The sequence below is a fragment of the Pseudovibrio sp. POLY-S9 genome, assembly GCF_001431305.1.
Classification (GTDB): Bacteria; Pseudomonadota; Alphaproteobacteria; order Rhizobiales; family Stappiaceae; genus Pseudovibrio.
This window is the reverse complement of sequence record NZ_LCWX01000260.1, coordinates 2,777-5,277: the sequence shown is the minus strand read 5'-3', so window position 1 is coordinate 5,277 and position 2,501 is coordinate 2,777. Positions and strand designations below refer to the sequence as shown.

The window sequence follows — 2,501 nt, the reverse complement described above, 5'->3', positions numbered from 1 at the left end:
ACCCCCGCCATTGCTGCGATTTCGCGGCCACCGATCCGGCGCAGAACTTCCAGAGGCTCAACTTTGCCCGGTCCGCCGATCCGCTGCACAGCTTGCTCAACAACAGCAATCTTGTTTTTCAGCGCATCACCCTGAACGCCAGTGCCCGGACCAACCCATTCTTCTGCAGTGCCGCCGAACAGCGCGTAGAAGATGGCAGCAGCTACAGTGGTGTTTGCGATGCCCATTTCGCCAAGGCAGAGCAGATCCGTCCCGCCGGAGATCGCTTCCATGCCGAAGGCCATGGTTGCTGCGCACTCGGATTCTTCAAAGGCGTCTTCCTCAGAGATGTCCGGAGTTGGCATTTCGAGCGCCAGTTCAAACACTTTGAGGCCGAGGTCATAGGCAATGCAAAGCTGGTTTACGGCTGCGCCGCCCGCTGCAAAGTTGGAGACCATCTGTGCGGTCACTTCTTTCGGGAAAGCAGAAACGCCTTTGTCAGCAACGCCATGGTTTGCGGCAAACACAGCAACCAGTGGGCGGGTGACTTTTGGCATTGGCATGCCCTGCCAGGCTGCCAGCCATTCCACCAGCTCTTCCAGACGGCCCAAAGAGCCTTGAGGCTTCGTCAACTGCGCATCGCGTTTCTTCACCGCCTCAATTGCTTCAAGGCTTGGACCGGGCATTGCGCCCACCAGGTTTCTGATATCATCGAATGGCAGTGCAGACGTTGCAAGAGACATACGCTTCTCCGAACTTAAAGCAGTTCTCATTCAGGTTGGATCAGTTGAACTGCTTTAGCTTTTGTTTCCGCGCACCTTTGATCCGAAAACCGGTTTCCACTTTTCGGAGATGCACATTAGTTGACCCGCAAAATGAATTTTTGCGCCTTGTTGTTTGCGCAGATCTATAAGCCACTGGAGGCAGAATACAAATGAGACTTATCAACTATTTGTGGTTTCCACGGCTTTGCAAACTACAAATTGTTGTTCTAACTGAATCCAGCGGTATTTCATGCCTGTTTCATTTCTGTGAGAACCCATCATGTCCGACGACAAACATTCAGAAGATTCTCTTCCCACACCTTCCTCCATTTTGGCCGAGGTGGCGGAACTGGTGCGCTTCTTCTCCCGCATTCCCCTGCCGAAACTTGGGAGCTGGGATGATTTGAACACAGCACCGGATTTTCGTATGCGCGCACGCAGCATTCCGCTGGCGGGTGTTGTCATTTCACTGCCAAGCATGCTGGTGTTGCTCATACTCTCCCAGAGTGCTCTGTCGCCTGCCATTATTGCGCTGCTTGCGGTTGCTGTGGCTGCAGCTGTGCAGGGCTGCCTGCATGAAGACGGCCTTTCTGATGTGGTTGACGGGTTCTTTGGAGGTCATACGGCTGAGCGGCGGCTTGAGATCATGAAAGACAGCCGTATTGGGGCTTTTGGCACTGTGGCGCTGGTGCTTTCCCTGAGCCTGCGCTGGCTGCTGCTTTCCATGTTGCTGGAGAGGTTTGGCGGCATGGGCGCGGCGCTTGGCTATCTGGCAGCGGAAACGACTGGCCGGGTTGGGATGATCTGGATCTGGAACACGATGCCACCTGCTTATCATGGCGGACTATCCTCCCGCTTTGGCATCCCCCAGAACAGTGCTGTCTCCTGGGCCGCGGGCTTTGCCTTGCCACTGCTGATCATAAGCTTGTTCTACCTCAGCTTCTGGCAGGTGGCGTTTGGGGCAGCATTCAGCTTTGTGGTGGTGGGTACCTTGGCAAAACTGTCTCTGGCAAAAATCAAGGGCATCACTGGTGATGTTTTGGGGGCTGCGCAACAAGTTGGTTCACTGGGCTTCCTGCTGGGCGTCCTTGCTCTTTAGAGCCTGCTGCGTGTTCTTGCCTGAAAACCGGAGCGGCGCTTTTAAGAAACCATCATTGTGCAATCTTTTGCTAGCATTTTAGCTTTATTCTACGCGCATTGATTGCCTAGAACACGTTTGTCTTACTGATTGAACCTTACGGGCTCGGAGAAATCATGAAGCTTTCTTTTGCTTGCGCACTGTCTGCATTAAAACGCGCTGCCACTGTTGCACTGGCCGCTGCCGTCCTTGCCGGTTGTGCCTCCCGGCCCGGACCAGATGCCTTGCGTGTTTCTTTAGAGGAAGCGCCGGGGACCAGAGAAGTCAGCATGCTCATCGCCACCACACGCGCACGCTCTGACGTTCCTCACCAACTTTACTCTTCCAAGCGTTCTGAAGAACTGGATTTTGGGTCGGCAACCATTTCTATTCCACCAACCCATAAGCCAGGTACGATTGAGTGGGCTTCTTCTTCTCCCGGCAATCCCAACAAGGATTTCGTGGTCCGTCAGGCCGCTTACATCGATGGTAATGCAGCGTTTCGCCAGCAGGTGAACCGGCAACTGGCGAAGCGCTCTGAGAAAGAGCGCGAGGTTGTGCTGTTCATCCATGGGTACAACACCCGCTTTTCTGAAGGCGTGTTTCGTCTGGCGCAGATGGCGGCAGATGCGAAAGCTAAC

General features: G+C 54.4%; 3 protein-coding genes. 2 read left to right on the top strand and 1 reads right to left on the bottom strand.

Annotated features, from left to right (window positions below):
* Window positions 1–722: nicotinate-nucleotide--dimethylbenzimidazole phosphoribosyltransferase (locus PPL9_RS29010; protein ID WP_057466169.1), on the bottom strand; the 722-nt coding region annotated here is incomplete at its 3' end.
* 301 nt (window positions 723–1,023) lie between these two features.
* On the opposite strand from PPL9_RS29010, the gene PPL9_RS29005 reads away from it, so the two are divergent.
* Complete coding sequence (locus PPL9_RS29005; RefSeq protein WP_057465979.1) at window positions 1,024–1,842, top strand: adenosylcobinamide-GDP ribazoletransferase; 819 nt, start codon at window positions 1,024–1,026, stop codon at window positions 1,840–1,842.
* 155 nt (window positions 1,843–1,997) lie between these two features.
* The coding region (locus PPL9_RS33925; protein ID WP_208989712.1) for an alpha/beta hydrolase at window positions 1,998–2,501 on the top strand (504 nt) is incomplete at its 3' end.

What these genes read in the sequence shown, in the direction of transcription:
- PPL9_RS29005 (WP_057465979.1), top strand. Translation starts at nt 1,024, where the DNA reads ATGTCCGACGACAAACATTCAGAAGATTCTCTTCCCACACCTTCCTCC.